Source organism: Rothia mucilaginosa (genome assembly GCF_001548235.1).
Lineage (GTDB): Bacteria > Actinomycetota > Actinomycetes > Actinomycetales > Micrococcaceae > Rothia > Rothia mucilaginosa_B.
On sequence record NZ_AP014938.1, the window covers coordinates 366,909 to 392,664 of the forward strand.

A 25,756-nucleotide genomic window follows, 5' to 3' on the forward strand; every position below is an offset into this window, starting at 1 on the left:
GGGATAATGGCTCTATGCAGGTTTCCCTTAGTAGCAACTTTCCGGCTCTGTCACCGAACGATTCTTCCGCCCCCACCCCTGACGGGGAGCGTCTGAACACCCTCATTGAGGAGGCGATTGCCGCCTACTCCCCCGTGCCGCCTCAGGCGAGCGCTGATTCTGCCTCGATGCGTCAGACCCTGATGCAGCTGCTCAGCTGGGCGCATTCTTTGGAACAGGTGGCTGGTCGCGCGGTTGAGCGCGTGCAGATTCTGGGCACCGGCATGCGTTCCGTTGTGGTGCGTGTGGCGTATGAGCCTGCCGCCGAGTCTGCCCAGTCTTTCGAATCTGCACAGTCTTTGCCGACCTCGATTATCGTGAAGCGTTACCGCCGCAAGGATTCGACGGTGAACGCGGGCGGTTTCGGGTACCTGCGCGAGCGCTACGGTCTGGAGGCGCTGAACCAGCAGGTTCCGGGTCTGTTCCCACAGCTCTACGGCGCGGATCCTGAGCTGCGTGTGCTGGCTCTGGAGGATGTGAGCGCCGGAACCGTGGAGGGCGAGCAGTATTCGGTCGCGCACGCCCTGCTGGAGGGCACCGAGCAGCAGGCGCTGGATGCGCTGAACTACTACATTGAGGCGTACCGTTCCCTTGCCGCCAGCGGCATTATGGGCGAGGCGGTGGAGGATTACCGCCTGAACCTGGCGCGCGCCGACCGCAAGGCACAGTTCCCGGGCGCTATTGCCTCGCCGGGTTTGGCCGAGCGCGGTTTGAAGAAGCTGTACGGTGTGGCTGACGAGGCGCGCACCCCCGAGCACGATGCTGACAGCCCGGCTTCCAGCTCTGCCGCGCATGAGGACGCGCCCGTTCTTCCCGCCGCCGTTGAGGAGCTGTCCTTCCGTTTCCGCCGCGTTCTGCAACCTTTCTTTACCAAGCGCCCGCCGGTACCCGAGCAGTTCAAGCTCAACCGCGGCAGGGTGTATATGCTCTCTTCGGGCGATTTTTCGCCGCAGAACGTGCTGGTTGGTTCGGCGGACGGCGCGCAGGTGCGCATGGTCGATGCGGAGGGCACCTGCCTGCACCACCGCGGCTTCCCCTTCGTTGAGGCGATGCTGGGCTTCCCCTCCTCGCCGGAGTACCCGCGCTATCGGGTGGACCGCAAGAAGGCGCTGCCGGCGCTGTACTCTGCCCTCTTTGAGGACGCCCCGCTGGATGAGCACCTGGCAGAGGACCTTGCCGTGTGCACGGCGGTGACCGTGTGCGCCTTGTTGGAGCTGTACTCTTCTTCGGCGCGTTCCGATCTGTTGCCTCGTATTCGCCGTGAAGGTGCGCAACTGATGCGCCTGCTCCTAGAAATCGCCGGTTCTCAGGATGCAACCCTCGCCGAGCTCGCGAACCGTCTGGGAGCCGCTGAATAAGCAGCGGAGTAAACAGCGGATATAGCCTTCGACAAGGCGTTTGATAAAGCTCAAAAGCGTAAGGGTGAGCCCGCCACAGAGTATGTCTGTAGCGGGCTCACCCTTTATTGTGCCTATTTTTACGGTCACCCCGGCATGGGTCTATCCGTGCGTGCGGACCATCTTTATTCGCCCTCTACCAGAGCTCGTCCTCCGCACCGTAGGCGGCGAGTTCCTCACGAATCACCGACAACGACACCGAGGAGGAGTACCCGCGGCGAGCCAGCATCCCCAGCAGTCGGCGGGTCACCCTATCCTTTTCAGCGCGGTCACTCAAATCCATGCCGAGGCGCAGCTTCTTACGCACCAGCTCGGCGGCGTCCTCACGTTCCTGCTCGTCGGTGCGCTGAGCCAGTGCGTTCTCTGCCTCTTCACCGCGCACCCCGCGTTCAGCGAGCTCACGGCGCAGCGCGGCGCGGGAGAGCTTCTTGGTGCGGCTCTTCTGCGCCACGAACGTTTGGGCGTATTCGGCGTCGTCAATGAGTTTTGCCGCCTCGAACTTATCGAGCAACGGCTCAATGAGCTCCGTGTCAAAGCCTTCTGCCTGCAGCTTCTTCCGCAGCTGACCTCGGGTTTTTGCCGAGTACGCCAGCTGGTTGTACACGATGGTTTTAGCGCGCGTGTAGGGGTCTGTTTCTTCCGCGGCTCGGGCGGCACGCACCTTCTGCTTCCAGGAAGGCACGTTGCTTTCCGACGGTAAGGAAACCTGTCTCATCTGAGAGCCGCCCGGTTGGGAGCCGCGTGCTCGAGAACCGCCCTTTGGGGATCCAGCCGAAGCGGCGCGGCGCTTTCCGGTACCGACGCCCTGTGCCTCCTCCTCGGCAATACCGCGGATGAGCGCTTCTTCGGCGGGGGTGAGTTCTTCGTTCAAGCTACTTCCCTCCCTAAATAGGTTGCTCCCCGAGCCGCGGCCCGCAGGACTCTTGCGGGTTTCCTCGTCGTCACTTCGAGCCCCGAAGGCGGGCGCGTAGGGCGAGCGGCTCCGCATTTTCTCTTGCTGCACCGCACTCATGCGGCGGAACCCGCGCTTGTAGTCGGTGTTCTTGGAGGCACGCGAAGACTTGCGTTTCTTCTGCTTAGCCCGCTGAGCGGCTTGCCTCTCGATCTCGTCCTTCTCTTCGGCAGTGAGCCCCGATCCGATGGATGCGGCACCCGCTCGACTCATGCGCCCCGCCGCCATAGGGCGCGGCTCAGCACCGCCGGGGGTGAAGGCGCGTTGGGGCGCTTCGTCAATAGAGACGGCGGGCAGGTTCGGGTCAACGAGCAGGCTACGGCGCGGGGATTCGCTACCTTCTTCGGAACTGCCATCTTCAAAGTTGCCGGGCACAGCCTGCAGGGGTAGCTCGGGTACGCGGAACTCACCGGCGTAGTCGCCGCCGTTATCGCGGGCAATGCTTTCTTCAACAAAGCCGTGCGAGGCGGGGTGCCAGTCCGGGAACTCCTCAGCGGCTACCGAATCCGTCCTCCTGTTCCGCACCCACTTTTTGGGTGCGTTTTCTGTGGCCGCTGACTTCTTCTGAGGCGCTGACTTCTTCTTATGTGCGAGCTTTTCAGCCTGCCGCGCTTTCGGCTTGGGTTTTTGGGGTGAGGGTTCTTGGCCCCCACGCTGCTCCGCTATCGCTTCTGGGGGTGCCGCTTCGTCCGAGGGTACCCAATATTCCCCCGCATAATATTCCCCTGTGTACTCTGCTTCAGGGTACAAAGGCTCTGCCGGATACGCAGGTTCATCCTCGTAGGGAGGCTCGTCAGGGTATGGGGGCTCATCCTCATACGGGAGCTCTCCAACAATAGGAGGCGCAACAACAGGAGGTGTCTCCCAGTTGAGGGTGGGCTCCGCCAGGGCGGCGGGCGCCTCAAAATTGAGCGCCTCGAAGCCGCCTACCTCAACCGGCGGGGCGGTAGATTCAAACGAACCGGTAGCTTCAAAGGAAACAGGCGCAGAGAAAGTCGAGTCCTCGAAGGCAGGGTCATGGAAGGCTGACCCCTGCAGAGCTGAGGAGCCGAAGTGCGGTTCGGTCGCATCCAGCGCCGCAAAACCAGCGTCGCCGTCACGCGCGCTGTTTCGCTCGTGCTCTTCATGACCGTTCTGTTCCGTCATGTTCAGTTCCTCCTCTCCCCTGTGTTGGCTCGCTTGATGGCCCGTGCGCCGGGGTTGTACGGCGCTCCCCCATTGTAACGAGGCTTTATCTCGGCGCCCCCGATACTCCCCTTAATGCACGCCCGTTAATGCGCTTCCGTTAACGACAGATTGCCGTGCACCGTGCGGAATGCACAGCACACGGCAATTAGTCGTGGCGTTAGCAAGAAGCTACGCGGGCCGGTTTAGAACTCCTCAGCCAGCTCGTCCAGCGGGTCGTTACCCTCGGACTCAGCGGCTACCTGCTCCTCAGCTTCTTCCTCAATGATGCCCAGCTTCACCAGAACCTTGTACTGCAGTTCCTCGGTGAGCTCGGGGTTGTCCTTGAGCAGCTTACGAACGTTCTCGCGGCCCTGGCCCAGCTGCTCACCGTCGTAGGTGAACCATGCGCCGGACTTCTTGACGATGTCGTTCTCCACCGCCAGGTCCAGGATGCCGCCCTCAACGGAGATGCCCTCACCGTAGAGGATGTCGAACTCAGCCTGCTTGAAGGGCGGAGCCATCTTGTTCTTCACAATCTTGGCGCGGGTGCGGTTACCGATCGGGTTAGCGCCGTCCTTGAGGGTCTCAATGCGGCGGATGTCGATACGGACCGAAGCGTAGAACTTCAGCGCCTTACCACCGGTGGTGGTTTCGGGAGAGCCGAAGAAGACACCAATCTTCTCACGCAGCTGGTTGATGAAGATTGCGGTGGTGCCGGTTGCGGAGAGGCGGCCGGTAATCTTACGCAGCGCCTGGCTCATGAGGCGAGCCTGCAGACCCACGTGGGAGTCACCCATGTCGCCTTCAATTTCGGCGCGGGGAACCAGCGCGGCGACGGAGTCGACGACCACGATATCAACGGCGCCGGAACCAACCAGCATGTCCATGATTTCCAGTGCCTGCTCACCGGTGTCGGGCTGAGAGACCAGCAGCTGGTCGATGTCCACGCCCAGCTTAGCCGCGTAGATTGGGTCCAGTGCGTGCTCGGCATCGATAAACGCCGCCACGCCGCCTGCCTTCTGAACGTTCGCTACAGCGTGCAGCGCAACGGTGGTCTTACCGGAGGACTCGGGACCGTAAATCTCGATGACGCGGCCGCGGGGCAGACCGCCAATACCCAGAGCGGCATCCAGGGCGATAGCGCCGGTGGAGATAACCTCGGTCTTGGTGATTTCCTTATCACCCAGGCGCATGACTGCACCCTTGCCGTAGTTCTTGTCGATCTGTGCCATCACGGCTTCAAGTGCCTTGGCGCGACCCTCTTCGGGAACGCGAGCTACGCTCTGAGACTTGGTGTTCTTAGCCACGGTAGTACCTCGTTCTTTGTGTTGTCAGTGGTTGACGGGAGTAATGTTTCTTCGGAATCGGTGGGACTCGTAATCGAGACCTTGAAGGTTTTGGCCTACCGGTTCCTTCTGAGACTACTCTAGGGTCACAGCCTGACAGGATAAGGCCATTTTTTAAAATCTGTGGAAAACTTTGAAGATTTTTCCAAAAAATTCCTGATGTGGAAAAGTCTAGCATGAGTCGAACAAAATTACGACCCAGTTTCGAATAAATCGGATAGGGTTTCGGCATATATTTTCGAAAAACCCCGGATTATCGGCTAATTATTCGAAAATACCTCCCGCGCAGGCGCTAGCACTCGAACAAACGGCAGGCCCCGCCCCTACGCGAGAAAACGCCAGACTCACCGACTAGCGCAATGGCTCCTTATCGGGACCCAGGCGGCGCTCCTGCGGAATCTCCTGCTCCTCACAGATCGCAAGCCACACATCCTTCGGGTTAACGCCCTGGTCCAGCGCCTCCGCAGCGGTCACATGCCCCAGAGAGCCCAGCACCAAGTCACGCGCCAGCACCGGCGCATACCCGGCACCAAACTCATACTCCATGCACGCCCAAAATTCGCTCAGCTTCACAAGCACTCCTTACGCTTCACCGCTAGTTCGCTTCATAATTCGTCACATCGCCCACATCTCGCCCGAGAGCAACCCCCAGAATAAACCGAGAGTAAAGCCAGAATAAGCGATGCCGCACACCCCCACCTTACGGGGATGCACGGCATCGCTTCACGTTTAGCGCGGCATGTGCCGCCTCTCGTTACTTCGAGAGAATGTAGTAATCGCTCTTGTACTGCTCAGACATCTCAGCCGGAACAGTATCCGGAATCTGAACGCCCTCGAGAACCGCCATACGGTCGGCAACCTCACGCAGCATCTGGGACATCGGAATGTCCAGAGCCTGGCAAATCCACGCCAGCAGTTCGGAGGAAGCTTCCTTCTGACCGCGCTCAACTTCGCTCAGGTAACCGAGGGAAACACGGGCACGCTGGGAAACCTCGCGCAGGGTGCGGCCCTGACGCTGGCGAACATCGCGAAGAACCTCACCGATTGCCTGTCGCAGGGGAACAACCTTAGCTTCCTCAACGACCGGGGCGACCTGCCGGGGGGTCTCCTCGATTTCCTTCCACTTAGTAATGCCATTAATCGATACGCGCTGCTTAGCCATGAGCTTCTATATCACTTTCCTGAGTAGGTATTCCCGACCTGCGGGACTGTACAGAGTTAAGCCTAACTGATTTTTGGAGCGTGAGCTAGGGGCCCCGCCATTTTCGTCCTCTTCTTATGGCTTGTATCTATTCAAACAGGCGAACCTATGCCTTTATTCCTGCGGAGCTGAAAGAACCCTGTGAATATATTTGAACCGTATTTTTTTAGGTAGGCGCCGCACAGACGACGACACAGCCGTTCCAGGCACCGCACAGCCCAGCCCTAGCACGCTACGCCAGCTCGTCCTTCAGAACCCCACCGGCACCACCGCGCACCGCACGTGCCAGCAAAGCAATCGCATCCGCGCTCGCCGCCGCACGAATCTGCGCGCGATCCCCTGAATAGTGGCGCTCAAACACCTCAGAACCGCCCGGGGAACACACACCGATATAGACCGTACCCACCGGCTGACCGTCCGCAGGGTCAGGACCGGCAACACCCGTGGTCGACACCGCATAATCGGCACCGCACACACGCGCCGCACCGACCGCCATCTGCACCGCCACCGCAGGATGCACCGCACCCTCACGCGCCAACAGCTGAGCGTCTACGTCCAGCACCTGAGCCTTCACCTCGTAGGCATAGGAAATCACGCCGCCGCGGTAATACGCGGATGCGCCCGGCACCGTACAAATCGCACCGCCAACATCCCCGCCGGTCAGCGACTCAGCCGTCGCCACCTGCACCGGGCCTTCCTGGGCGGCGCGCAACTGCACCGCATCACGCAGCAACAGCGCCGCCGCCTCCGGGGTACCGGAGAAAACCTCAGCGGAGGAAAGCTCAAGGGACAGAGCATCTTCAAGTACGAGGGGAACCATTATTCTCTCCTTTCAGCGGCGAACCGCCGCCCAAAACCTCACGCGGCACACAACGCACCGCAGGTACAGCGAAGGGGAGCAGCACACGCCACTCCCCTCGCCTCTAATGACCGCCGCCCTGGGAAGCCTGAGCCTGCAACCAGTTACGACGCAAAATATACGCATCACGCACATACACCAGGCCGGTCCACACGGTAATCGCGGTGACCGCGCCCATCAAAACCCAACCAGGAATCAGCCAGCCAAGACCCAGCTGACCCAGCGGCATAAGCATCAGCACCAGCGCCACCGTCTGCAGCACGGTCTTAATCTTGCCGCCCTTACTAGCGGCCATCACACCGTACTTAATAACGAACAGACGCATGATTGTAATGCCCCACTCGCGCAGCAAAATCACAATCGTGACCCACCACCACAGCTCACCCAGCGCCGACAGCACAATGAACGCCGCGCCAGTGAGGAACTTATCGGCAATCGGGTCAGCAATCTTACCAAAGCTCGTAATCAAGTTACGCGAGCGCGCCAGGTAGCCATCCGCCCAGTCCGTGAGCATGGCAAGAATAAAAATAATCCACGCCAGCCAGCGGTGCGTCGGATCAGCGGCACCAAAAGTACCGCCCGCAACCAGGGCAACAATGAAGAAAGGAACCGCAATAATACGCAGAACCGTCAACACATTCGGCACATTCCAGTTCGAAGGCTTCGCTGTGCTGACCGCACCGGCGGATGCGGAATTGCGAGCTTCACTCATAACGGCTCCTTACGGGTAGATGGCTTTCGACGGTGAGAGACCGCGTACGCACCGACACCTAAACGTATCGGGGATACGCAAACACCCCGTACCGTCCATTATACGTGTGCCGTAGCAGACATCACAGGGACGATACGGGGCGCATGTCGCGCACTCACTCAGCCGAGTGGACTCAGCCGAATGGATAGGGCGCTGAAAGGCTAACGGCCGGTCAACTGCCAGGCGTCCTCCGAGCCCTCATCATCGGGCTCATCGAAATAGTCGGTGACCGGCTCACCCGGGTCCACCGCGTTCGCGTACGGGTCGGCGGTCGGAGGCTCCTCACCGCGAATACGCGCCAGGGTCGCCTGCAGGTCATCCGGGCGGATCAGCACCTCACGTGCCTTCGAGCCCTCCGAGGGGCCCACCACGCCCTGCGATTCCAGCAGGTCCATGATGCGGCCAGCCTTCGCGAAGCCCATGCGCAGCTTACGCTGCAGCATCGAGGTCGAACCGAATTGAGTCGTAATCACAATCTCCGCCGCCTGCAGCAGATCATCGAGGTCATCGCCGATTTCCTCATCAATCTGCTTCTTCGCGGCAGAGACCATCACGTCCTCACGGTAGATGGTCGGCGCCTGCTTCTTCACGTGCTCAACCACGGCGTGAATCTCAGATTCAGACACCCACGCGCCCTGAACACGCATCGGCTTCGAGGCACCCATCGGCAGGAAGAGCGCGTCACCCTGACCAATCAGCTTCTCAGCGCCGGGCTGATCCAGCACCACGCGAGAGTCAGTGACCGAGGAGGTCGCAAACGCCATACGAGATGGAACGTTCGCCTTAATCAGACCGGTCACCACATCCACCGACGGACGCTGGGTCGCCAGCACCAGGTGAATACCCGCCGCACGCGCTAGCTGCGTAATACGCACAATGGCTTCTTCCACGTCACGCGGAGCGACCATCATCAGGTCGGCGAGCTCGTCAACAATCACCAGCAGGTACGGGTACTCGTGCACCGTGCGCTTGCTACCGGGGTCGGGCTGAACCTTACCCTCACGCACCGCCTTGTTGAAGTCGTCCACGTGCTTATAGCCGTAATGGGCGAGGTCATCATAGCGGGCGTCCATCTCACGAACCACCCACTGAAGAGCCTCAGCAGCCTTCTTCGGGTTCGTAATGATGGGCGTAATCAGGTGCGGAATACCCTCGTATGCGGTCAGCTCCACACGCTTCGGGTCGACCATCACCAGGCGCACCTGGTCGGGGGTTGCGCGCATCAGAATCGAGGTGATCATCGAGTTCACGAACGAAGACTTACCCGCACCGGTCGCACCAGCGACCAGCATATGCGGCATCTTCGCGAGGTTCGCCAGCACGAAGCCGCCCTCAACGTCCTTACCCACACCCATGACCATCGGGTGGTGGTTCGCGTGAGCCTGCGGGGAACGCAGCACGTCGCCTAGCGCAACGGTCTCACGGTCCGTATTCGGAATCTCAATACCAATCGCAGACTTACCCGGAATCGGGGACAGAATACGAACATCCGGGCTCGCCACAGCGTACGCAATGTTCTTGCTCAGCGCGGTCACACGCTCCACCTTCGTGGCGGGACCCAGCTCAATCTCGTAGCGGGTCACGGTCGGGCCGCGCGAGAAGCCGGTGACCTGCGCATCCACCTTGAACTGCTCCAGCACATTCGTCAGAGCCTCAACCACGTGCTCGTTGACCTCGGATGATTCCTTAGCGGGAGGACCGGAAACCAGCATCTCCTCCGAGGGAAGCACATAGGTGCCGCGGGAGGACTGCACAACCTGCTCGCCGCGCGCCTGCTCGGTGGTCGCCACCTGAGTGTTATTCTGCAGCGGGCGGGATGCGCCAGCCTCGGGCGCTCGCGAAGCCGCGGGAGCCGCGGGAGCCGCGTTCTTCGGGTGCGCACCCGGCGAGTGCATGCGGGTCGGGATCGGCGGCTGAGCCGCGGATGCGGCAGGAGCCTGGGACGCGGAAGCCGAGCCGGCGGGCTGTGCGGCAGACTGCGCAGGGTTCACTACCTGGTGCGGCTTCGTCTGCGGTGCAGCTTGCTCAGAAGCGCCGAAGCCATCGTATGCCTCAACGTCAAAGAGGGGCTCCTCGCCCGGAATACGGTTCACGCGGCCGTTCGCCACGGCGGCGCGCTGCACCTGGTCCAGGCGGGCTGCGGGTGCATCCGATGCCTCAACGTCGAAGAGGTCGGGGCTACTCGAATAAGTGCTGTTCTGCGCAGAAGCACCCTGCGCCGTACCCTGCGCAGCCGGTGCCTGGTTGAGGCGACCGGGCAGGCGGGACAGGCGGTTCGGCTTAGCCGCCGGGCGCGCCTGCTGAGCGGAATCCTGTGCAGAGTCTGCCGGCTGTACCGGCATCTGCGTAGTCTCCGGGTGAGTCTCATCCACCACGGCGCTCACGAATGCTTCATCACCGGCGTACTCGTCCAGGGAAGAATCGGTCGACTCAGCGGGAGCAAAGCCCAACCAGCCGCGTAGACGAGAGAACAGGCCGCCAGACTTCTGAGCCGTGCGTGCCGGTTTCTCATCCTCGTACAGGTAGCTACGGTCGTGCTCCTCAGCGTTTAAATCCACGGTCTGAGTCGCATCCGAAGGGGTGTCCTTCACGGAGGTTCGAGTCGTGCCATTGGGCTTCTCACCCAGAGCCAAACCGACCAGGTGCAGGGTACGCGGCACCACCTGACGAATCGGAGTGTTCGTCAGAACCATCAGACCGGCAATACCCAGCAGCAGGTGAATCAGAATCTCAACGAACGCAATACCGCCGCTCACACGCACAATGGGGGTGCCCAGCAGCACGCCAGCCACGCCGCCACCAGCCCAGACGGCGTCAAACCCATCCGCAAAAGTCGGGTGACCCGCATGGCGAGCAAAGAACAGGGAGGCCGCCACCAGCATGATGAAGGAGCCCACCGCCACGCGGTTATTACGTTTAATCAGGTCGGGTCCACGGAAAACACACCACGCCATGATGAGGCAGAACACCGGAATCAGCAGAGCGCCCTGACCGAAAATACCGCCCAACATGGTGTGCCAGGCGTCCAGGGGCGCTCGCAACAAACCGAGGGAGGTGTGGGCGCGCCAGTTGTACCACTCCACTCCGGCGCTAATCAGGCCGAACAGCAGGATGGTGAGCGCGCCGCCGTCGCGGCGGTCTTCGGGCGCAAGGTCGGTGCGCACCGCGCCAATGGAGCGGAAGAGCCCACCGATAGCGTGAGCAATGCTCAGCCAGACGGAGGAGATAGCACCCGCAACAGGGTTCGCCGCGTTGGCACCGCGCTGGGCGCCACCTCGGGAGGTGGTGCGCTTGCGGGTGGTCTTCTTAGTGTTTGCTTTAGTAGAGGTCGTGTTACGACCCTTCGTGGTCCGTGGAGCCATACCTTTTAGGGTATCAACCTTCCCGTTAATGTACCGATTCTTTCGTTATCAGTGAGCTAAAAAGTGCGCCCCGCCCGGTGCCTGTGAGGGCATTGATAGGGCGCTGATGAGGCGCTTCTCCCCTGCCGCGCTCACTTTCGACCTGCTTTCGCGTAGCTTTCACGTAGCTTTCGCCCATGCGTTCTGCAGATACACAGCAGGCGGGGCCGACACAACGTATCGACCCCGCCTTTTCGCTGTTTACAGGCAGCTAGCCTCGCGTAGCGTGTTAGTTCTTCGCGGCCTTCGAGGTGTTCTCAACAACCACGGGAACAATCATGGGCTTGCGGCGCAGACGGCGAGAAATCCAGGCACCGATGGTGCGGCGCACAATCTGCTGCAGCTGCTGCACGGTGTGCACCTTCTCGGGTGCGCGGTGCAGAGCATCCTCCAGAGCGGCGGTAATCTTCGGAACGATCTCGTCAAAGACCGAGTCGTCCTCAGCGATACCGCGAGCGTGAATATCCGGGCCGGTCACCACGCGCTTAGTTGCGCGGTCAATGACGGTCACGATAGACACGAAGCCCTCTTCACCCAGGATGCGGCGGTCCTTCAGGTCGCTCTCGGTGACCTCACCGACGGAGCGGCCGTCAACGTACAGGTACTCGCAGGGAACCTCGCCCACCACGGACGCCACGCCATCGCGCAGGTCCACGACGGTGCCGGACTCGCAGAGCAGCACGTTCTTCTTCGGAACGCCGGTCTCCATCGCCAGGTCGCCGCTGGCAATCAGGTGGCGAACCTCGCCGTGAACCGGCATAACGTTCTTCGGCTTGAGAATGTTGTAGCAGTACAGCAGCTCACCCGCGGCAGCGTGACCGGAAACGTGAACCTTCGCGTTGCCCTTGTGCACCACGTTAGCGCCCAGCTTCATGAGGGCGTTAATGATGCGGAAGACGCTGGTCTCGTTACCGGGAATCAGCGAGGACGCGAGCACCACGGTGTCGCCGGGCTCAATCTGAATCTTGTGGTCACCGTTCGCCATGCGCGACAGTGCCGCCATCGGCTCGCCCTGCGAACCGGTGCACATCATTACAATCTGGTCGGGGCGGTAGTCGTCAACCTTCTTCAGATCCACCAGCACGTTCGCGGGAACCTTCAGGTAGCCCAGCTTCTCAGCAATGGTCATGTTACGCACCATGGAGCGGCCCACGAGCACGACCTTACGGCCACGCTCAGCGGCTGCGTCCAGTACCTGCTGCACGCGGTGAACGTGCGAGGAGAAGGACGCCACAATAATACGGCCGCTTGCGTCACGGAAAACGTTCGACAGCACCGGACCGATGTTCTTTTCGGTCGGGGTGAAGCCGGGAACCTCAGCGTTGGTGGAGTCCGGCAGGAACAGGTCCACGCCCTCCTCGCCCAGGCGGGCGAAGTGGCGCAGGTCGGTCAGGCGGCCATCCAGCGGCAGCTGGTCCATCTTGAAGTCGCCGGTGTGCAGAACCTTGCCAGCCTTGGTGCGGATGTAGACAGCCAGCGCATCCGGAATCGAGTGGTTCACCGCAACGAACTCGCACTCGAACGGGCCGAAACGCTCCACCTGGTGCTCCTTCACCGCGAGGGTGTAGGGCTTGATGCGGTGCTCGGCGAGCTTCGCCTCAACCAGTGCCAGGGTCAGTTCGGAACCGACCAGGGGGATGTCGGGGCGGCGGCGCAGCAGGTAGGGCACCGCGCCGATGTGGTCCTCGTGGCCGTGGGTCAGAACCATGGCGACCACGTCGTCCAGACGGTCAACAATGTAGCTGAAGTCGGGCAGGATCAGGTCCACGCCGGGCTGGGACTCTTCGGGGAAGAGCACGCCGCAGTCAACAATCAGCAGCTTGCCGTTAATTTCGTACACGGTCATGTTACGACCGACTTCGCCCAGGCCGCCCAGGGGCACCACGCGCAGGGTGTCCTTCTTCAGGCGGGGCGGGAGGGGAAGATTCGCTTCAAAGACGCTCATCGTGTGTCTCCTCTTTCTTCTATGTTTTCTTGTGATGTCTGTGATTCGTAGGCGACGCTTCGTACCGCAAGCACTCCGGCTGATTCGGCTCTCATATGCCGAGGCTGCGAAGGTGCTGCCGGTGCGTCCAAATCACCGAAAGTATTCAAAAGTATTTGGGGCGTAGTGCGCGGGTGCCTCTGCCTAAGGCCCTGTCTGAGTGGGGGCTAGAGTCGCTTGATTCAACAGGCAACGATAAACCGCGGCAATACGCCAGAGCGGACCCCTCACCTAGTGTTAGGTGTGGAGTCCGCGTCCGTTGGCTATCTCATGCGTCCCGAGGGCGGGGCGTACGATAGCCGAAGTCCTCTATATATACGCGCTCTGCACGAATAGTTGTGCAGGTTCTGCGTTAAAGTTTAGGCGTTCTTCAGGGTGTGAGCGATGCTCGAGGAGAGCAGATCAGCTCGCATAGCCTGGGCAACCTCCGGTTCGGAGAGTACGTGCGGCAGGCGAACGACGGGCTCATCCAGCACACCCTGCCAGGAAAGAATTTCCTTGGCGGCAACGCAACCGGGGGCACGGCCCATGGTTGCTCGGACAATCGGAGTCAGTTCCAGGTGAAGACGCTGCGCCTCCACCAGGTCCTGTGCAACGACAGCATCAATGAGGGCACGGAAGAGTCCGGGTGCCACATGTGCAGTCACCGAAACGAGGCCGACGGCGCCCATTGCCATCCAGGGAAGGGTCAGTCCGTCGTCGCCGCTGTAGTAGTGCAGGTCGGTGGTTGCCATGACCTCGGTTGCGGCACCGAAGTCTGCCTTAGCGTCTTTCACCGCTACAATACTATCAATTTCTGCAAGGCGACGGTAGGTTTCGGGTGCGATGGGGATGCCCGCACGACCCGGAATATCATAAAGCATGACGGGGGTCTCAGTTGCTTGAGCAACGGTCGCAAAATGGGCGTAGACACCCGGCTGAGTCGGCTTGTTGTAGTAGGGGGTCACAACCAGCAGACCGTCCACACCAATCTTTTCGGCGCGGTGCGCCAGCTCAATAGTATGCGCGGTATCGTTCGAACCAACACCGGCAATAATCTTCGCGCGAGAACCGACGGTATCCTTCACAATCTGGAAGACGCGCTCGTTCTCGTCATCGGTCATGGTGGAGTATTCGCCGGTGGTACCGCAGACCACCAGGCCGTCGTGGCCGTTCTCCACAAGGTAATTCGCCAGGTCTGCGACCTGCTTTTCGTCAACGGAGCCGTCCTTCGCGAAGGGGGTCACCATTGCGGTCAGGAGGCGACCGAAGACGGGTTCAACAAAAGTACCGGGGTTCGAAAGGTTCTCAGACATATGTCCAGAGTACGCCCGAACTGCAGATTTTTGCTACAGAACGCATAAGTTTTCATGCATGTTCTACTATTCGGACTTTTTCAAATCCGCGGTACTTTCGCGGAGATTCCCCCACAGAAGCTATGAACACAGAGGCTATGAATACAAGGGCTATGAAACCGGGCGCGAAGCCTCGGCGCTATCTACCAACCGCACACCGAAAATAAATGCGGCATTAAGGATGGGCCACCAGGGCAGCCCCTAGCGCATACCCTTCACCTGGCCGCCCGAACGCAGCGCCCACGCGTTACGCATCGCCGCGCGGGCACGCTTGCGCTCGCCGCCCGCATCGTACATGCACGCCAGGTTAAACCACGCCTTCCAGCTATTCGGCTCCTGCTCCACCGCCGCCGCGAAGCTCTCAAACTCCACCGCAGCAGCCTCACGGTCCACACGGCCGGAGGGGGTGCGCGGCAGGGTATCCTCCGCCAGCTCGCCCGAAGCCGCAAGCTCATGAGCCATACGCTGAATACGGGCACCGAAAAGCACCTCACGCACCAGCGCCCATGCGCCCAGAATCGGCAGTAGAATCATGCCCGCGCCAAGCACAATGCCAGCCACAGAACCGGAGGTGAGCATCACGAAGCCCTGCTGCGCAATATGCGCCAGGTACAGGGTCAACAGGGCGCAGGTCAACGCCGCGAAGGTCTTACCCCAACCGCCAGCATCCACTGTCACAAAGACGGCACTAAAAATCAGCACGCCCAAAATAGAGGCACGCACCGTCAGCGGCAACGGCAGAATCAGCACGGTCAGCACCATCAGCACGCACGCGCAGATGCTCCACAGGCGCAGCGAAGTCCACCAGGGGCTACGAGCCTCAGAAGATGCCTGCAAATTCTCAGGCGAAGTCTGTTCAGACAATACTCTCTCCTAGGACAAATCCATGTAGGCGTCCAAGCCCACGCTCAAACCGGGATGCGCCGCCACCTCACGCACACCCAGCAGAACACCGGGCATAAAGGAGGCACGGTCAAAGGAATCGTGACGGATCACCAGCTGCTGACCGGGGTCACCCAGCAGAATCTCCTGGTGAGCCACCATGCCGCGCAGACGCACCGCGTGCACGTGAATATCGTCAATTACGGCGCCGCGCGAACCCAACGGGTCGGAGGTGGTGGCATCCGGGCTCGGACCCACGCCAGCCTCCGCGCGGGCGGCAGCCACCTTGCGGGCAGTGTGCACAGCGGTACCGGAGGGGGCGTCCACCTTATTCGGGTGGTGAATCTCAATGATCTCTACCGACTCAAAGTAGCGAGCCGCCTTCGCAGCGAACTCGGTGGCGAGGATCGAACCAATCGCAAAGTTCGGGGCGATGAGCACACCCACCTCGGGGTGCTCAGCCAGTAGTGCCCGCAGGGAGTCCAGGCGTTCGGGGGTCCAACCGGTCGTACCCACCACAGCGTGCATACCGTGCTCCACCGCGAAGCGCACATTCGCCTCGCTGGATTCGGGAACGGTCAGGTCAATAACAATCTCTGCGCCAGCGTCAACCAGCTCCTGCAGGTCGTCGCCACGGCCCAGTGCCGCCACCAGGTCCATGTCTGCGGAGGTGTTGACGGCGCGCACCGCCTCGGAACCCATGCGGCCTGCGGCACCGAGTACCGCTACCTTCCAGATTTTTTCGTCGCCCTCGTGGGCCATGATTCTCTCCTCCGTAGCTTTTGTGCACCCCGACTATGGGGCTTTTGCGGCATACAGCCCCTATTATCCCCTGTCCGAACGCGCTGGGCGTCATCGTACACACTGGGTGAGATGCCCCACGGAACCTCAACGGCATAAAAAGCGCAATAATCTAACCGTCATATAAGTCGTTTAATACGTTATCTATAGATAGCAACCATATAATTAGGAAGTATTTCTCTATTTTCCATCCTACGGAGTGCTTTCACAGTATGAAGTCCCTCTTTACATCCTCCGTGCGTCCAGATGAGGCTAACCGGCGTTATATTCTGCCGGGTCTGGACGGCCTGCGAGCAATCGCTGTGCTCCTCGTGATGGTGTACCATTTCTGGCCCACCGTGCTACCGGGCGGCATGATTGGCGTGGATATCTTCTTCGTCATCTCCGGTTTCCTGATTACCTCTCTGCTTCTGCGTGAGGGTGCGCTCACCGGCAAAATTGCCCTGGGCAACTTCTGGATTCGTCGTGCCCGCCGCCTGCTTCCCGCCATTACCCTGCTGATTCTGGTCATGGGACCGGTCAGCCTGCTCATTGGTGGCGATATTCAGGTGAATCTGGGCCGCCAGCTTGCCGGTGCGGCGACCTTCTCGTCCAACTGGATTTCTATTTTTGCCGGTAACGACTACTTCGCGCAGACCTCCCCGGAGCTCTTCACGAACTTCTGGTCCCTGGCGGTGGAAGAACAGTTCTACGTGGTCTGGCCCCTGCTGATTGTTGGCGCCGGGGTGCTGCTACGCCGGTCGTGGCGTCGTTTCAGCGTGGTCATGGTGCTCGGTATTATTGCGTCGCTGAGCACCGCCACCGCGCTGCTGATGTCCGGTGCCCCCATTAGCCGCGTCTACTACGGCACCGACACTCACCTGTACGGCCTGCTGCTCGGTGCGCTACTGGCGTTTGCGCGCCCCTGGTCGCTGTACCCGCCGCTTCAGCAGTCCGTGCTGTACCGTGTGGCTCAGCCCTTCGGCCTGGTCGCTTTCGCCCGCGTCATGATCAGCTGGCTGTCCCTGTTCGCGCTGATTCCCTACGCGATTTTGGTTCCCGAGTCGGCACCCGGAGCGATTCCCTGGGGCCTGTTCGGCGCCTCCCTGCTGGCGCTGGGCGTGATTCAGGGTATGCTGCCCGATATGCTCGCTGGTGCCTCCGAAATGCTGCGCCGCCTGCTGAACTTCACTCCCCTGCGTTGGGTGGGCGAACGTTCCTACGGCCTGTACCTGTGGCACTGGCCACTCGCCGTGGTCATGCACTACCTGATGGGTGCGGACCGCTCCCCGCTGGTGAACGTGGGCGTTCTGGTGGCGACCTTCGCTATTGCGGAGATGTCGTACCGCTGGGTTGAGACCCCGATTCGCCGTTACGGTTTCCGCGGTAGCGCGAACCGTGTGGTGGCGGCGTTCCAGTCCTCGCGCACTAAGTTCCTGCCAGTTTCGGTGGCTCTTGCCGTTGTCGTGGCTGCTGCTTCTACCGGCCTGGCGGTGCACACCGCTCCGGCAATGACTACCGCCCAGCAGTCCGTTGAGGACGGTAAGCGTGCCGCCGCTGAGCGTCTGAAGGCTCGTCAGGAGGCGCAGGCTGCGAGCGCCTCTGCAAACCCGAGTGCTTCTGCTGCGGGTAAGGATGCGAAGGCTTCGGCTAGCCCCTCAGCCTCGGCAGTTTCGGCAGGTTCGGTGAATTCCTCGCAGGTGACCATTGTGGGTGACTCCATTGTGGTGGCGGTATCCCCCGAGCTGTACGACAAGATGCCCGAGGCGCAGATTGATGCAGCGGAGGCACGCACCATCGCCAAGGCCCTGCCGATTATTAAATCCATGGGTGCCAACGGTCAGATTCGTAAGACCTTCGTGCTGTCGGTGACCGCGAACTCGACCATTCTGGACGGTCAGCTCGACGAGGTTCTGGCGGCTATACCCGCCGATTCTAAGCTGGTGCTCGTCACCGGTTACGGCCCGCGCAACCTGACCTGGATTGACTACTCGAACGGTAAGATTCGCGAGTTTGCGGCTCAGCATCCCGACCGTGTGGTCATTGCGGATTGGAACTCTACGATTCGCCAGGCTCTGCAGACTCAGAGCGGTCTGCTGGCCTCTGACGGTGTTCACCCGGAGGCTGCCGGTCAGGAGCTCTATGCCCAGGTGCTGATGGAAGCTATTGCCAAGGCACAGAAGTAGCCCTGAGCAGTAGCTCTCAGAGGTAGCTTTTTTCGGTGCTGCCGCTCATGCTGAGCGTCAACAGCATGGGCGGCTAAGCACCCGGAAGTACCTCTTGGTAGCGTCTCTTCGATAGATACCAATGCAAACAAAATGCCCGTTCCCTTCCCCGCATTGGGGGTGTGGGAACGGGCATTTTCGTGCCGTAAGCGTTGAGGGTTAGCGCACGATGGTGGTAATCATCTGCTGCTGCCCCAGGTACGCCGCCAGGTCGCGAACCTCCTCCAGGGAGACCGCACGAATCTTCTCCAGCAGCTCATCGGTGCTGGTAAACAGACCCGAATCCAGCTCGGCGCGGCCCAGGCGGGACATACGCGAACCGGAATCCTCGCTACCGAGCACGGTGGAGCCTGCCAGCTGGCCGCGGACCTTCGTCAGCTCCTCCTCGGTAATACCGGCGGTGGCGAGCTTATCGAACTCGTAGCCCATGACCTCGCGCACCTGCTCGGTCTTAGCGGGCAGGCAGCCCGCGTACATGCCGAAGTAGCCGGCATCCGAGTATGCACCGGAGAACGCAAAGGTGCTGTACGCCAGACCGCGCTTCTCGCGAATCTCCTGGAACAGACGCGAAGACATGCCCGCACCGAATGCGCTGGTCAGCACGCTCATCGCGTAGCGGCGGTCATCCCCGGCGATAATGCTCGGGCAGCCCATCACAATGTTGGTCTGCTCGAAGCCCTTCTCCACCTCACGCAGCTCGCTCAGCGGAACAATGCCGCTGTCGGTGCGCACGCGACGCGGTGCGGGCGCCACGCCCTCCTGCAGGTTCCAGCCGTAGCGGGTCAGCGCCTCCAGCACGAGGCGGACCATGGTGCTGTGCTCCAGCGAACCTGCGGCAGAAATAACCAGGCGGTCCGGGGTGTAGTAGCGCTTGTAGTGCTCCCACACGGCGTCACGGGGCACCTCGGTAATCTCCTGCGGGGTACCGCCAATGGGGCGGCCCAGCGGGTTCTCGCCCATGAGCTGCTCCACGAAGTTCTCGAAAGCAACGTCGGTCGGGTCGTCCTGGTCCATGGCGATCTCTTCGAGGATCACGCCGCGTTCCTGCTCCAGGTGAGCCGGGTCCAGCAGGGCGTTGGTGACCATGTCGGTGATGACGTCCACCGCCATGGGCGCGTCATCGTCGAGCACACGCGCGTAGTAGCAGGTGTGCTCCTTAGCGGTCAGCGCGTTGGATTCGCCGCCTACCGCGTCGAAGGAGGATGCAATGTCCAGGGCGGTGCGGGTTCCGGTGCCCTTGAACAGCAGGTGCTCCAGGAAGTGGGTGGAGCCGAGCATGCCGGGGGCTTCGTCGCGGGAGCCGACTCCCACCCAGAATCCGATGGATACGCCGCGGGTACCGGGCATTTTTTCGGTAATCACGCGTACGCCACCGGGCAGGATGGAGCGGCGCACCTCGTTACCGCCCACACCCTCGTAGATGAGGCGGCCGTGCTCGTAGTTGAGCTCTTCGGCAATCGCCTCAAGCTCGACGGGCAGGGAAATAGACATTCAGCATCCTTCGATATTTCGATTAGCTAATTTTTCGTTCAAGAGAGCGAGGCAACGCAAACAGCGGAACCCGCAGTTTCTGAGCGCAGTACCCCATCAAGAGCGAGGCGAGGATCGCGAAGATCGTTCCTCCCACCAAGAACAAGGGCACCGAGAAGAAACCGGACTTCGTCAACACGAAACGGAAAGCTGCACCGCACACAATATGCGCGATAAAGATTTCCAGAGAGTGACGGCCCAGGTAGGCGAGCCAGCCACTCCACGGAACCCGCGCCAGCAGGTAGGAGAGCGAGAGCACCGCCAGCGAGGACAGCAACGAAGCGACAATACCCATGGCGATTGCCGCCGGGTTATTCGCAAAGTAGGGCACCACAGTCGGCGGAGCGGCCTGTACATTCACCAAAATTACGGTGTAGATGGCAAGACCGACTACCGCAATGGCGGCGTGTACTGCCAGCGGTACGGACTCCATAATAGCCTGGAACCTCTCGTGGCCTAGAGCCACACCAAGCATGAAGAAGACCGCTAGAGAGATACCTCCAGTACCTACATAATCGCCGCTATAGCCCCAGAAGACGATGGCAAGAACCGCGCACACCGTCATAACTGCGTAGGCTTTGATGTCCTTCTGCCAGACGCGGCCCAGCACAGCAATAATGGTGACAATCATGAGCCAGGGGAAGAACCAGAGCTGACCCTCGGGCTTCCACAATTCAAGCAGGCTCATAACAGTTGTCTTATCGGAAGAGTTAGAGGGAAGCACAAGCTTCATACCCACCTGCAGAACCTGCCAAATAACATAGAGGTATCCGAAGAGAACCAGACGCTTCGTCAGGTATGAGGAGGGAGTAGTCTTCGTTGCTCCTCGTGCCACAAAAAGGCCGCTCAGAAAAGCAAAAACTACCAGGTGCCAGAAATAAACCCCATAATCCAGCATGAACTTGTAGGGGCGCAGGGCCTCGGTGCCCAACCCTGATGCCCACATTCCTCGATGAATATGTCCAAAAACAATCGCGATAATCGCGATGCCCTTGGCAATATCAATCGTCGTATCTCGTCGAGTCGACAATTCCGATATTCCTTTCATAGTGAGAACAGCAGTCTGCATTCCGCTGTTCTCTGTCCTCATGAGATGAGGGGCGCCCGGTGCATCCGGCGGGGAGTGAACCGCACCGGGTGCGCCGAACGCCCCTCATCATTTAGCGGGGGTTACGACTACTCGTCGTCGCCACCCTCAACAACCGGTGCCAGCGAAAGCTTGCCACGGTCATCAATCTTGGTGATCTCCACCTGAACCTTCTGGCCCACGGAGACAACGTCCTCAGCGTCAACAACGCGCTTACCGCCGTTGAGCTTACGCATCTCGGAGATGTGCAGCAGGCCGTCCTTACCGGGGGTCAGGGAGATGAACGCACCGAAGTCGGTCACCTTCACCACGGTACCCAGGTAGCGTTCGCCAACCTCGGGAACCTGCGGGTTAGCGATAGCGTTCACTGCCGAACGTGCAGCCTCGGCGGAGGGGCCGTCAGCTGCGCCGATGTATACGGTACCGTCGTCCTCAATGGAGATGTCTGCGCCGGTGTCTTCCTGGATCTGGTTGATCATCTTACCCTTGGGGCCGATGACCTCACCGATCTTGGCAACCGGGATCTTCACGGAAATAATGCGCGGTGCGAACTCGCTCATCTCATCCGGTGCGTCAATCGCGCTGACGAGCACCTCGAGGATGTGTAGGCGAGCCTCACGTGCCTGGGTCAGTGCGCCAGCAAGCACGGATGCGGGGATACCGTCGAGCTTGGTGTCCAGCTGGATAGCGGTCACGAACTCGGAGGTACCTGCAACCTTGAAGTCCATATCGCCCAGTGCGTCTTCCGCGCCGAGGATGTCGGTCAGGGCTGCGTAGCGGGTCTCGCCGTCAACCTCGTCAGAGACCAGGCCCATTGCGATACCTGCAACGGGTGCGCGCAGCGGCACACCGGCGTTCAGCAGGGACAGGGTCGATGCACAGACCGAACCCATGGAGGTCGAGCCGTTGGAGCCCAGAGCCTCAGAGACCTGACGGATCGCGTAGGGGAACTCTTCGCGGGAGGGCAGCACCGGGGTGATTGCGCGCTCTGCGAGTGCACCGTGGCCGATTTCGCGGCGCTTGGGCGAACCCACGCGGCCGGTCTCACCGGTGGAGTACGGCGGGAAGTTGTAGTGGTGGATGTAGCGCTTGGACTTGAGCGGGTGCAGGGAGTCCAGCTGCTGCTCCATCTTGAGCATGTTCAGGGTGGTGATACCCATAATCTGGGTCTCGCCACGCTCGAAGAGGGAGGAGCCGTGCACGCGGGGCAGGATTTCAACCTCGGCGGTGAGCTGACGGATATCGGTCAGGCCGCGGCCGTCGATGCGCACCTGATCGGTGAGGATGCGCTGGCGCACGATGTGCTTGGTCAGGGCGGCGAATGCCACGTCGACCTCGTTGGAGCGCTCTTCGAATTCCTTGCCCTCGCCGGTCAGAGCCTCCTTGAGGTCTTCCTTCAGCTCGGCTGCGGCGGCTTCGCGCTCCTGCTTGCCGGCGATGGAGTACACCTCGACCAGGCGGTCTGCGGCGAATTCCTTCACGGCTGCGTCCACGTCCTCGCCGTGGCCGCCGAAGAAGGGCAGCTCGAGGGCGGGCTTGCCGGCGCGGGCTGCCAGGTCGGACTGAGCCTTGCACAGGGCGGCAATGAAGGGCTTAGCGGCCTCTAGACCCTGGGCGACGACCTCTTCGGTGGGGGCGGTCTGGCCGTCCTCCTTGATGAGCTTCCAGGAGTTGTCGGTGGCCTCAGCCTCGACCATCATGATGGCCACGTCTTCGGTACCGTCAGCCTTGGTGACGATACGGCCTGCAACAGCCATGTCGAAGACAGCGTTTTCCAGCTGGGAGTACTTGGGGAAGCAGACCCACTGGCCGTCAATCAGGGCCATGCGCACGCCACCGATGGGGCCGTTGAACGGCGCACCGGACAGGGAGGTCGATGCGGATGCAGCGTTGATTGCGAAGGTGTTGTAGATTTCGTCCGGGTTGTAGGTCAGGACGGTCACGACGACCTGCACCTCGTTGCGGATGCCCTTGGTGAAGGCGGGGCGCAGCGGGCGGTCAATCAGGCGGGCTGCCAGAATGGCCTCGGTGCTGGGGCGGCCTTCGCGGCGGAAGTACGATGCCGGGATCTTGCCGGCTGCGTACATGCGCTCTTCCACGTCCACGGTCAGCGGGAAGAAGTCGAAGCCCTCGCGGGGAGACTTGCCGACCACGGTTGCGGAGAGCAGGGTGGTCTCGTCATCGATGGTGACGAGCACCGAGCCGTTAGCCTGCTTGGCGAGACGGCCGGTTTCAAAGCGCACGTGGCGCTTACCGTAAATGCCGTTGTCGATTTCGACTTCAGCAAACTTGATTTCGGGACCTTCCACGGTTCCTTCTTTCTTCTTGGCAGGCCGTACGGCGCACGAGTCGGCCTTCGATAGGAAACCACGGCACCTCTCCCCTACCTTGTACATCACGTGTGTGCGCGACGTGTGACGGCAAGGTGGTGGGGGTGGTGTTATTCCGTAATTCGCTACCGAGGACCGCGGCGTGTGTGCCGGCACGGCCTTCTATTCTTTCTTTCAGGTGGGACGGCATCTTCTCACGATTTCTCGCTACGGAAGCTAACGTTAGATTCTCGCGCTAGAAACTAGCGTTGGAATCTAGCGAGCGGAAGATGCGCCCCTCAACGCGGCAGTACGGACGCGCTGGCGCTACCCGCCTCCGTGATGGAGGCATGGTAGTGCTGACAGCACGTCCGCACACACCGCCTAAAGGCGATTAATCACCACAAAAGCGTCAAGACGCTCCTGTTTTATCGGCGCAGGCCCAGGCGCTCGATCAGCGAACGGTAACGCTCGATGTCGACGCTCTTCAGGTAGCCGAGCATGTTGCGGCGACGACCAACGAGGATCATCAGGCCACGACGGGAGTGGTGATCGTGCTTGTGGAACTTCAGGTGCTCGGTCAGGTCGGCGATACGACGAGACAGAACTGCAATCTGAACCTCGGGCGAACCGGTGTCGCCCTCGTGGGTTGCGTATTCCTTGATGATTGCCTGCTTGACAGCGGGATCCAGTGCCACTTTTAACTCCTAGAGTTAGTACCGCATACGTCCCGTACGGACGGTTGCCGCCGGGTGGTGGGCTTACGCCCTGTAATACACGTCGTCTACTGCGGACTGCAGACGCGTTCCTCCCATTCTACGCTACCGGGGCGCTTTCGCGGAAGGGTGAGCAGAAGCCCGGCCACAGGTAGCTCATCACACTACCGGTCGCCGGGCTTCACAGCCGGGTTCTCACCCCTGGCTCTCACGCGGGATTCTCACACCGGGCTCTCGCACCGGGTTCTACGTTGAGAGTCAGCGTTTACGCTTCTGCTCTCTACGCTTCAGCGCGAGCGCGGACCACCACGAGGCGGTAGTAGCCCAGCAGGAACAGGCACCAGATTGCGCCCATCACCAGCGCCAGCTGGGTATCGGCAAAGCAGCCGAAGAGCACCACGATAAAGATCATGAACGCCAACGCCAGGTAGCTCAGCCACAGGGGCTGGCGTACCGGCTGCGCTTCGGTATCGGCGCCGCTGCGCTTGAACGCGATGTGCGCCAGCAGAATCATGACCCACACGAACACGGTTGCGAAGGTTGCCAGGGAGGCGACCACCTCGAACGCGTTCTCGAAGAGCACATTCACGATCACGCCGACCGCCATGACCAGCACCATGATGAGGGTGGTCATCCAGGGCGCACCGTTCTTGGTGACCTTCGCGAAGGAGGCCGGTGCCAGGTTCTGCTTCGCCAGGCCGTACATCATGCGGCCGGCACCGTACACGTCCGCATTCAGCGCAGAGATTGCGGCGGTAATGATGACCACGTTCAGAATCGAAGCGGCAGCCGGAATACCCAGGCCCTCAAAAATCTGCACGAACGGCGAGTTCGCCTTCGTCACCGAGTACCAGGGGTACAGGGACATGATGACCGAAAGGGTCAGAATGTAGAAGATGAGGATGCGGAACGGCACCGTGCGAATCGCCTTGGGGATTGAGGTGCGCGGGTCCTTCGCCTCACCGGCGGCAATACCGATGTTCTCAATACCGCCGAAGGCAAACATCACCACGGTAAAGCAGGCGAGGAAGCCGGTAAATCCATTCGCGAAGAAGCCGCCTTCAAGAGCCCAGAGGTTCGTGACGGAGGGCGCCACGGAGTCGTGTGCCTGCACACCCACGAAGAGCAGAATCACGCCGCCAACAATCATGGCGATAATGGCGCTGACCTTCACGAGGGTAAACCAGAATTCGGTCTCACCGAACGCCTTGACCTTCGCCAGGTTAATGGCGAGCAGAATCAGCAGGACTGAAACAATCCAAATCCAGGAGGGGCTGTTCGGGAACCAGAACTTCATGTACACGGCAAAGGCGGTGACGTCCGCAATGGCGACCAGCGCCATTTCCAGGGCGTAGGTCCAGCCGGTCACGAAGCCAGCCCAGCGTCCGAGGTAGCGGGTGGCGTATTCGGAGAATGCACCGGAGACCGGGTGCGCCAGGGCGAGTTCGCCCATTGCGCGCATCACCATGAACACTGCCGCGCCGCCAATAACGTAGGCAAGTAGCACGGAGGGGCCCGCAAGCTGAATGGCGGACGCCGAGCCGTAGAACAGGCCGGTGCCGATGGCGGAGCCGAGGGCGATGAACATGATGTGGCGCAGGGAGAGTCCACGCGCTAGCTGCGGGTTCTCGGATGTCTCTGCTCCCTGCTGTACCGGGGATGAGTCCGGAGTGGTATTCATCTTCTTCTTTTCCTTTACCTCGTGGGGTGTACCCGCCGGTGGCGGGGAAACGTATCGGGTGGTGCCTCGCAGGTGTTGTCCTGGTAGGGCACCGCTTGGTTTACTCCCCATCGAG

18 protein-coding genes are annotated in these 25,756 nt (G+C 60.9%); 2 read left to right on the forward strand and 16 right to left on the reverse strand.

Annotated elements, in window-relative coordinates; all coding sequences use genetic code 11:
• The first annotated feature begins 14 nt into the window (after positions 1-14).
• Complete coding sequence (locus RM6536_RS01370; protein WP_060823731.1) at positions 15-1,397, forward strand: hemin ABC transporter substrate-binding protein; 1,383 nt, start codon at positions 15-17, stop codon at positions 1,395-1,397.
• Positions 1,398-1,572: 175 nt separating this feature from the next.
• On the opposite strand, the gene RM6536_RS01375 is transcribed toward RM6536_RS01370, so the two are convergent.
• The 11 genes from RM6536_RS01375 to dapB form a co-directional block, all read right to left on the reverse strand.
• Positions 1,573-3,534, reverse strand: a complete 1,962-nt coding sequence (locus RM6536_RS01375) for a regulatory protein RecX (RefSeq protein WP_060823732.1) — start codon at positions 3,532-3,534, stop codon at positions 1,573-1,575.
• Positions 3,535-3,758: 224 nt separating this feature from the next.
• Positions 3,759-4,862, reverse strand: coding sequence for a recombinase RecA (recA, locus tag RM6536_RS01380; protein ID WP_060823733.1), 1,104 nt, complete (start codon positions 4,860-4,862; stop codon positions 3,759-3,761).
• A 390-nt stretch (positions 4,863-5,252) separates the two neighbouring features.
• On the reverse strand, positions 5,253-5,474 hold the full coding sequence (locus RM6536_RS01385; RefSeq protein WP_005507110.1) for a DUF3046 domain-containing protein: 222 nt from the start codon (positions 5,472-5,474) through the stop codon (positions 5,253-5,255).
• A gap of 181 nt (positions 5,475-5,655) precedes the next feature.
• Positions 5,656-6,063 carry a helix-turn-helix domain-containing protein gene (locus RM6536_RS01390; RefSeq protein ID WP_005507109.1) on the reverse strand — a complete coding sequence of 136 codons (408 nt, stop codon included), beginning with the start codon at positions 6,061-6,063 and terminating at the stop codon, positions 5,656-5,658.
• Positions 6,064-6,334: 271 nt separating this feature from the next.
• Positions 6,335-6,925, reverse strand: coding sequence for a CinA family protein (locus RM6536_RS01395; protein ID WP_060823734.1), 591 nt, complete (start codon positions 6,923-6,925; stop codon positions 6,335-6,337).
• 100 nt (positions 6,926-7,025) lie between these two features.
• Positions 7,026-7,673: a CDP-diacylglycerol--glycerol-3-phosphate 3-phosphatidyltransferase gene (gene pgsA, locus RM6536_RS01400; RefSeq protein ID WP_060823735.1), complete on the reverse strand. Its 648-nt coding sequence runs from the start codon at positions 7,671-7,673 to the stop codon at positions 7,026-7,028.
• 200 nt (positions 7,674-7,873) lie between these two features.
• On the reverse strand, positions 7,874-11,074 hold the full coding sequence (locus RM6536_RS01405; RefSeq protein WP_060823736.1) for an FtsK/SpoIIIE family DNA translocase: 3,201 nt from the start codon (positions 11,072-11,074) through the stop codon (positions 7,874-7,876).
• 268 nt (positions 11,075-11,342) lie between these two features.
• Complete coding sequence (locus RM6536_RS01410) at positions 11,343-13,058, reverse strand: ribonuclease J (RefSeq protein WP_060823737.1); 1,716 nt, start codon at positions 13,056-13,058, stop codon at positions 11,343-11,345.
• Between the two features lie 398 nt (positions 13,059-13,456).
• Entirely contained in the window at positions 13,457-14,392 is a 936-nt protein-coding gene (gene dapA / locus RM6536_RS01415; RefSeq protein ID WP_060823738.1) for a 4-hydroxy-tetrahydrodipicolinate synthase, read from the reverse strand.
• A gap of 240 nt (positions 14,393-14,632) precedes the next feature.
• Positions 14,633-15,295, reverse strand: a complete 663-nt coding sequence (locus tag RM6536_RS01420; protein ID WP_060823739.1) for a tetratricopeptide repeat protein — start codon at positions 15,293-15,295, stop codon at positions 14,633-14,635.
• A gap of 9 nt (positions 15,296-15,304) precedes the next feature.
• The gene (gene dapB, locus RM6536_RS01425; protein WP_060823740.1) at positions 15,305-16,075 is read right to left on the reverse strand and encodes a 4-hydroxy-tetrahydrodipicolinate reductase; all 771 of its coding nucleotides are present in this window, start codon (positions 16,073-16,075) and stop codon (positions 15,305-15,307) included.
• Positions 16,076-16,326: 251 nt separating this feature from the next.
• On the opposite strand from dapB, the gene RM6536_RS01430 reads away from it, so the two are divergent.
• Positions 16,327-18,279, forward strand: coding sequence for an acyltransferase family protein (locus RM6536_RS01430; protein WP_060823741.1), 1,953 nt, complete (start codon positions 16,327-16,329; stop codon positions 18,277-18,279).
• A 198-nt stretch (positions 18,280-18,477) separates the two neighbouring features.
• Here RM6536_RS01430 and RM6536_RS01435 read toward each other — a convergent pair whose 3' ends face one another.
• The 5 genes from RM6536_RS01435 to RM6536_RS01455 form a co-directional block, all read right to left on the reverse strand.
• Positions 18,478-19,809: a M16 family metallopeptidase gene (locus RM6536_RS01435; RefSeq protein ID WP_005507100.1), complete on the reverse strand. Its 1,332-nt coding sequence runs from the start codon at positions 19,807-19,809 to the stop codon at positions 18,478-18,480.
• A gap of 22 nt (positions 19,810-19,831) precedes the next feature.
• On the reverse strand, positions 19,832-20,878 hold the full coding sequence (locus RM6536_RS01440; RefSeq protein WP_171840167.1) for an acyltransferase family protein: 1,047 nt from the start codon (positions 20,876-20,878) through the stop codon (positions 19,832-19,834).
• Between the two features lie 146 nt (positions 20,879-21,024).
• Positions 21,025-23,244 carry a polyribonucleotide nucleotidyltransferase gene (locus RM6536_RS01445; protein ID WP_060823743.1) on the reverse strand — a complete coding sequence of 740 codons (2,220 nt, stop codon included), beginning with the start codon at positions 23,242-23,244 and terminating at the stop codon, positions 21,025-21,027.
• Between the two features lie 428 nt (positions 23,245-23,672).
• Positions 23,673-23,942: a 30S ribosomal protein S15 gene (rpsO, locus tag RM6536_RS01450; protein WP_005507098.1), complete on the reverse strand. Its 270-nt coding sequence runs from the start codon at positions 23,940-23,942 to the stop codon at positions 23,673-23,675.
• A gap of 298 nt (positions 23,943-24,240) precedes the next feature.
• Positions 24,241-25,641, reverse strand: a complete 1,401-nt coding sequence (locus tag RM6536_RS01455) for an amino acid permease (protein WP_060823744.1) — start codon at positions 25,639-25,641, stop codon at positions 24,241-24,243.
• Between the last annotated feature and the right edge of the window lie 115 nt (positions 25,642-25,756).

Excerpts from the sequence above, each read along its gene's own strand:
- RM6536_RS01435 (WP_005507100.1), bottom strand. The coding sequence starts at position 19,809 with ATGTCTATTTCCCTGCCCGTCGAGCTTGAGGCGATTGCCGAAGAGCTC.
- RM6536_RS01370 (WP_060823731.1), top strand. The coding sequence starts at position 15 with ATGCAGGTTTCCCTTAGTAGCAACTTTCCGGCTCTGTCACCGAACGAT.
- RM6536_RS01390 (WP_005507109.1), bottom strand. The coding sequence starts at position 6,063 with ATGGCTAAGCAGCGCGTATCGATTAATGGCATTACTAAGTGGAAGGAA.
- RM6536_RS01375 (WP_060823732.1), bottom strand. The coding sequence starts at position 3,534 with ATGACGGAACAGAACGGTCATGAAGAGCACGAGCGAAACAGCGCGCGT.
- dapB (WP_060823740.1), bottom strand. The coding sequence starts at position 16,075 with ATGGCCCACGAGGGCGACGAAAAAATCTGGAAGGTAGCGGTACTCGGT.
- RM6536_RS01455 (WP_060823744.1), bottom strand. The coding sequence starts at position 25,641 with ATGAATACCACTCCGGACTCATCCCCGGTACAGCAGGGAGCAGAGACA.
- RM6536_RS01410 (WP_060823737.1), bottom strand. The coding sequence starts at position 13,058 with ATGAGCGTCTTTGAAGCGAATCTTCCCCTCCCGCCCCGCCTGAAGAAG.
- pgsA (WP_060823735.1), bottom strand. The coding sequence starts at position 7,673 with ATGAGTGAAGCTCGCAATTCCGCATCCGCCGGTGCGGTCAGCACAGCG.
- RM6536_RS01430 (WP_060823741.1), top strand. The coding sequence starts at position 16,327 with ATGAAGTCCCTCTTTACATCCTCCGTGCGTCCAGATGAGGCTAACCGG.
- dapA (WP_060823738.1), bottom strand. The coding sequence starts at position 14,392 with ATGTCTGAGAACCTTTCGAACCCCGGTACTTTTGTTGAACCCGTCTTC.
- RM6536_RS01405 (WP_060823736.1), bottom strand. The coding sequence starts at position 11,074 with ATGGCTCCACGGACCACGAAGGGTCGTAACACGACCTCTACTAAAGCA.